Source organism: Anaerovibrio sp., assembly GCF_045637405.1.
GTDB lineage: Bacteria > Bacillota > Negativicutes > Selenomonadales > Selenomonadaceae > Anaerovibrio.
In genome coordinates this window covers 1-5,238 of record NZ_JAZTZI010000090.1, presented here as the reverse complement: position 1 = coordinate 5,238, position 5,238 = coordinate 1, and the positions used below count along the sequence as shown (strand labels likewise).

General features: G+C 38.4%; 5 protein-coding genes and 1 pseudogene. All 6 read right to left on the bottom strand.

From position 1 onward, the window contains the following. Positions 1 to 255: 255 nt before the first annotated feature. Complete coding sequence (locus ACKI5G_RS06490; protein WP_407398747.1) at positions 256 to 1,614, bottom strand: RNA-binding domain-containing protein; 1,359 nt, start codon at positions 1,612 to 1,614, stop codon at positions 256 to 258. A 158-nt stretch (positions 1,615 to 1,772) separates the two neighbouring features. After that, positions 1,773 to 2,441, bottom strand: coding sequence for a helix-turn-helix domain-containing protein (locus tag ACKI5G_RS06485; RefSeq protein ID WP_407398745.1), 669 nt, complete (start codon positions 2,439 to 2,441; stop codon positions 1,773 to 1,775). Then, the gene (locus ACKI5G_RS06480) at positions 2,419 to 3,090 is read right to left on the bottom strand and encodes a DUF3990 domain-containing protein (protein WP_407398743.1); all 672 of its coding nucleotides are present in this window, start codon (positions 3,088 to 3,090) and stop codon (positions 2,419 to 2,421) included. Before ACKI5G_RS06480 ends, ACKI5G_RS06485 begins: the two co-directional genes overlap by 23 nt. Positions 3,091 to 3,266: 176 nt before the next feature. Beyond that, the gene (locus ACKI5G_RS06475) at positions 3,267 to 3,545 is read right to left on the bottom strand and encodes a hypothetical protein (RefSeq protein ID WP_407398741.1); all 279 of its coding nucleotides are present in this window, start codon (positions 3,543 to 3,545) and stop codon (positions 3,267 to 3,269) included. A 208-nt stretch (positions 3,546 to 3,753) separates the two neighbouring features. Beyond that, the gene (locus ACKI5G_RS06470; RefSeq protein WP_407398739.1) at positions 3,754 to 4,989 is read right to left on the bottom strand and encodes an ATP-binding protein; all 1,236 of its coding nucleotides are present in this window, start codon (positions 4,987 to 4,989) and stop codon (positions 3,754 to 3,756) included. 75 nt (positions 4,990 to 5,064) lie between these two features. Then, positions 5,065 to 5,238, bottom strand: a pseudogene (locus tag ACKI5G_RS06465) (protein translocase subunit SecF); the annotation flags it as partial.

Genomic DNA, 5,238 nt, shown 5'->3' with positions numbered 1-5,238 from the left:
CTTTAGAAGAAAAATCTTCCAATTAGCGTTTCAACGAGCTGGGAGATATGCTCACCAGCTGTTGTAGTTTGTTTTCCCCCACCTAAAGAGGAAGGGGACATCTTAAAGCTCGTTATATTGCACCTCCATAATGCATGTCTTATAAAAATATTTATCTTTGGTCATAATATATCAAAGTCAATGTACATTATATTGCACATTAAAACTCCCAGATGATTTTATACAATCCGGGAGTCTGATAATTAAATATTTACACTATGCCAAAACATATACCGTTAATCTGCCACGGCCTACTGACACAATTTTCCCCTTTTCCTTTAACCCCCGTAAAATTCTTGTTGCTGTGGAAAGGCTGACCCCAAGTGTTTTCTCTACATCTTGGCGGGTAATCTGCCCTCTTTCACCAATCAGTTCTATTATCTTGGCATCCACACTACTTTCCCAATGCTCTGTAACATATTTATGGCTATCCTCATACACCACATTTTTCTTTTCATGATATGCCAAATTTGGCATGGTAACTTTAAATGCTCCCTGAACAGCCTCAAACTTAGGCTTCTTATGATATGGATTGAAAACATCAGATTCGCTGTTTTCTGACGCATAGCCTGCTTGCATCTTGCCAAAACCCGTGCCATACATTTCAATTAGTTTGAGTCGATAGAAAATATTGGCCAACTTTGGATTTCTACAAACAGATACACCATTCATAGCCATTTCCAGGGTAATATCCGTTGGTAACCCACCATAGGATAATATCTCCATCCTATCGGAGAAAAAACTGATCTTGGTACTTACATTTACAGAAGAATAATCTCGGTGGACTACTGCATTTATCAAGGCCTCCCGCAAGGCAACCGGCGGATAGCTTAACTGATCATGACGATACAGTCCATTAAAGGTAGCAGAGATATGATTATTCAGCTCAATATACCTGTAGGCTTCGTTCATTTGCTTAAAAACAGAACCGGAAAATTCTTCCCTGTCCTGAAAATTCAGACAGTCTACTCCTTTAAATACTGCTCCCTTTATAATATGAGGACACTGGTCCGACACCAGCAGTCCAAGATTGGTATACATGCCATCTTTATTCTTTATCCCCAATGAATACATCTGGGACTCTCCAAAATCCAAGCTGCGCTTTCCAAATTCTTTTATTATTTGATCAAAGGTTAACTCCTGCTCTATGGATAGCATATCTTCAAAATTTCCAAAGGATTCACTTATCATTCTTTTTATAATATATGTACTGGCAGGGTTAGAGGCAGAACCGTTACGAATATATACTCCATTTGGCACAAGGCCCTTATCCCTTAGATAATATGGACAATCTGGCCCTTTCTGAATATCTATCTGAACAATATTCTTGCCACCTATTTCCAAAGTTTTGCCATTAATAAAGCTCATAATATCAGGACGTACAGAATCTCTGGCACTATTTAAGATTGAAAGCATTACCTCATCAGGATTATCCAAGCCGATTATTTCCCCGGAATCCTCCACCCCAATATAAATAGTACCGCCATCTGTATTGGCAAAGGCCACAATTTCTTTACGAATGTCTTTGATATATTCCCGTTTCAGTTCTACAGTATCACTTTCGCTAAAAATCATCTTCCTCACCGTCCTTCTATTTATATTATATTCTTTATAATCTTTCTATTCAATAGTGACTACTATGATTATATAGATTATACATTAATTCTTATTTATGACAAGCAAAAATTCCCAGATGATTTTATGATCACCTGAGAGTAAAACAACCTTATGTTCTATACTGCTTCTTCATCATTTTTTAGTGACGGCTCCAGCAAATCCTCCATCTGACAATGAAGAGCCTTGCTGAGCTTATAAAGTGTGATAGCCGAGGTTTTATTAATATCGCGCTGCCCTTGTTCAAAAAGTTGTATTTGCCTTAATGGTACATCTGCTTCTTTGGCCAGCTCTGACTGGGATAATCCGCAGTTATCCCGTCTTGCTCGCAATCGGGTCTGAGAATACGCCTTTCCCATAAGCCGATTAATTTGCTCTACAAAATGGGAAATATTCATTTCATGGTACACGGAATACATTCCAATTATCTCTTCCAAAGAAATCACCTTAAAAATATCCCCAAAGGAAACATCTGCATACCACTGATAGTACGCCAATGCCCATCCTGACCAATATTCCGGTGATTTATCAACATACATAATATCCTCAATATCAGGATATGATATATGAGCTTCATCCAAAATCTGTCTGGCCAGTTCACATCCATTCATCCCAGCCACATAACGAGGATTTCCCTTGGCAAATTGTCGTACACTGGCACTTACCATCAGCACCTTAGCAAAATCATTAGGCTCGATTTCCAGAGACATAATGGCAAAATCCACCGCATGCCCCAATATATTCTGAGCACTGTCCACATACATTTCATCGTAAGCGCGAATCGCCATTTGTTATCCCTTCCCTCATAATATCCAGCATATAAATCTCTGATACACTATCAGTCTGAGTTCTGCTTTTACGATATGACCTTCTGGCCTCCCTGTCCCTGACAGATTTTTTCTCATACCACAGGTTGGCTTCTGCCGGCTCGGCCCCTAAAAATTTAATGTGGTTGTAGGCTTTCTCACTTTTTAAAACAATTTGTTCTCCCAGCTTCCCCAACCGCATGGCCTCAGACAGCTTATTTAAAGATATTGTTCCTGCAATAAAATCCTGGGCAAAACTAAAATATGAATCATCTGCCCGATAGCCAATAATCACATCATATTTATCAGGATCAATAAAAAAGTGCTGCTGCAGATAATTCTTGGCATCTTCAGCAATACTGCCACTTTGCCAATAGCTGCGATATTTAGTCAATAATGCAAGCCAATTAAGGATATTGTACTCTGATGAATTCAAATTTAGAATGGCCAGTTCCTCCAAGTCCAATTCATAGCGATTGGCAAAGCCATCCGTATTCTTGGCACAGGCCCACTCTTTGGCAAGCTCCAGGCTTTCCGTGGTATAAAAGCCATGACCATAATCATTATTTCGTTTACCGCCGTGAAATACAGGTGTTTTAACAATATGATCAGAACCATGGTAAACAATCATACAGCCACCTCCCTTGCAATAATTATATCGCTAAAGAGATATACCAACAAGTTTTTTTATCCATTTAATACCACACATTTTTTACCATACTTCCACATATTATTCCCACAAAAAAGACGCAAAAGCAAATATAACATTGTGCATTCGTTTTTGCGTCTGAAAAATACAGCCACATATTATCTTTGTGTTTTTTCAATTTCACTAATCGTGCTTAATGTATCTTTTGCAGAGATAAACAAAATTCCTGTACCGCCGGCATTTTCCCACTCTATTTGCCAATCCATATCTTTTAAATCATCAATATATGACTTAACAGTGCGCCGGTCACAGGTAATTTCATGATCTTTTTCCAAATGTTCAATGATTTCCTGCTGGGTCAGGCCATGTTTTTCATCCGTATACTCCCGCAATATATTCAGGATACACATATTAACTTTCTTCTTGCTGCCATACATATTCTCACCTGCTTTTATTATTCAAAGTTGTCATTTGATTTCACGTCAAAACTGCATTCTTTATACTAATTATCGTTCCCTGAACATAATATATCAAATCCAATGTACAAAATTTTGCACATAAAGGTACTAAGGATAAAAAAAAAACAGCCACCCGCTAGGATGGTGGCTGTTTATTCATCAAGGTCCATAAAACGCCTATGAATAATTAAATGTAATCAATAGGCAAAGCTATGGTTCGTTCATTTAGCCATAAGGGCTGTTCATACATACAGAGGATTGTTCCCAAGCCGCGTTGGCGACCTTTTATTTTATCAATAACATCAAAAGTGTTGGCCATACTTAGTTTTGGGTTTGCAGACATTTTTATTTCTATAGGATATATGACATCCCCATCCTCAATCAACAGATCAATTTCGGATTCACGGCTGGCTGATTTGTCTTTACCACGATAATAGGTAACTTGCATCCGATAGTCTAGACCACTGTTAGTAAATGATTTTAGGATTTCCGATACCACGAAGGTTTCAAACAGTTCTCCTGCCATGGCTCCATTCATGGCTGTTTCCGGACTTTGATATTTGGTGAGGAAACATACTAGGCCTGTGTCACGGAAATAGAGCTTAGGTGTTTTAATAGCTCTTCTCAAAGCAGAATTAGAGAATGGTTGCAATATGTATATAAGTCCAGATGCTTCGAGAATAGATGTCCATTCTTTGGCAGTAGCAGCAGTGATATCAGCTTGTTCAGCAACCTTGCTGTAATTAAGCATTTGACCAGTACGGGCTGCCATGGCAGTCAAAAACCTCATAAATTTCATGTGATCCTTAATTTTAGTTAAATCATTGACATCACGGCTAAGATAAGTTTGTACATAAGAAGAATAGAACATCTGCCAATCCACATCATTTTCATAAAGAGCAGGATAACTCCCTCTGTGTATTAGCTGCCATATATTGAAATGACTTTTCCGTGAATGGCTGCGACTAGAAATATATTCCTTATTAGGAATAAAAGGTTGATTAAAATCTATTCCATCTACTTCCCGGAGAGATAATCCAGAAAGCTCGAAAATGGCAATCCGTCCAGCTAATGATTCAGATACATGCTTCATCAGTTGGAATGACTGAGAGCCAGTCAAGGCAAATAATCCCTTTTCATTGCTTTTGTCACATTCTATTTTGATGTAGGGAAAAAGCTCCTGTATATATTGCACTTCATCCAAAGTAATAGGACAACGGTTATTAAGAAAGAACATACCTGGCTCATTCTGAGCTTGAGATAAAAGCAATGGATTATCAAAAGTTATGTAATTTTGGTCTGGAAAAACTTCCTTTAGTAGAGTTGATTTTCCGACCTGTCGTGAGCCTGTAACTAATAAAGCCTTGAATGATTTATTTGCTTTTAAAAGACTTTGCTCAATATGGCGTTTTATATAGGACAAAACAAACACCTCCGACTAATTTATAGTTCAATTATAAATTAGTCGGAGGTGCAGGTCAATAACAATCAAACCTTGTTATATTTCAGCAGCTGCTGGCTTGTTGGTATTGCCAGATTTCTTGCTTTCCGCAATGTTACGCATGGTTACCCACAATGGGCTTGCGATAAAGTTTGATGAATAACAGCCGCTGAAGAAGCCGCACAGCAGTGCAAAGGCGAAATCCTTGGTGGTGTCGCCACCGAACCAGTA

What these genes read in the sequence shown, in the direction of transcription:
- ACKI5G_RS06480 (WP_407398743.1), bottom strand. Translation starts at nt 3,090, where the DNA reads ATGATTGTTTACCATGGTTCTGATCATATTGTTAAAACACCTGTATTT.
- ACKI5G_RS06490 (WP_407398747.1), bottom strand. Translation starts at nt 1,614, where the DNA reads ATGATTTTTAGCGAAAGTGATACTGTAGAACTGAAACGGGAATATATC.
- ACKI5G_RS06475 (WP_407398741.1), bottom strand. Translation starts at nt 3,545, where the DNA reads ATGTATGGCAGCAAGAAGAAAGTTAATATGTGTATCCTGAATATATTG.
- ACKI5G_RS06485 (WP_407398745.1), bottom strand. Translation starts at nt 2,441, where the DNA reads ATGGCGATTCGCGCTTACGATGAAATGTATGTGGACAGTGCTCAGAAT.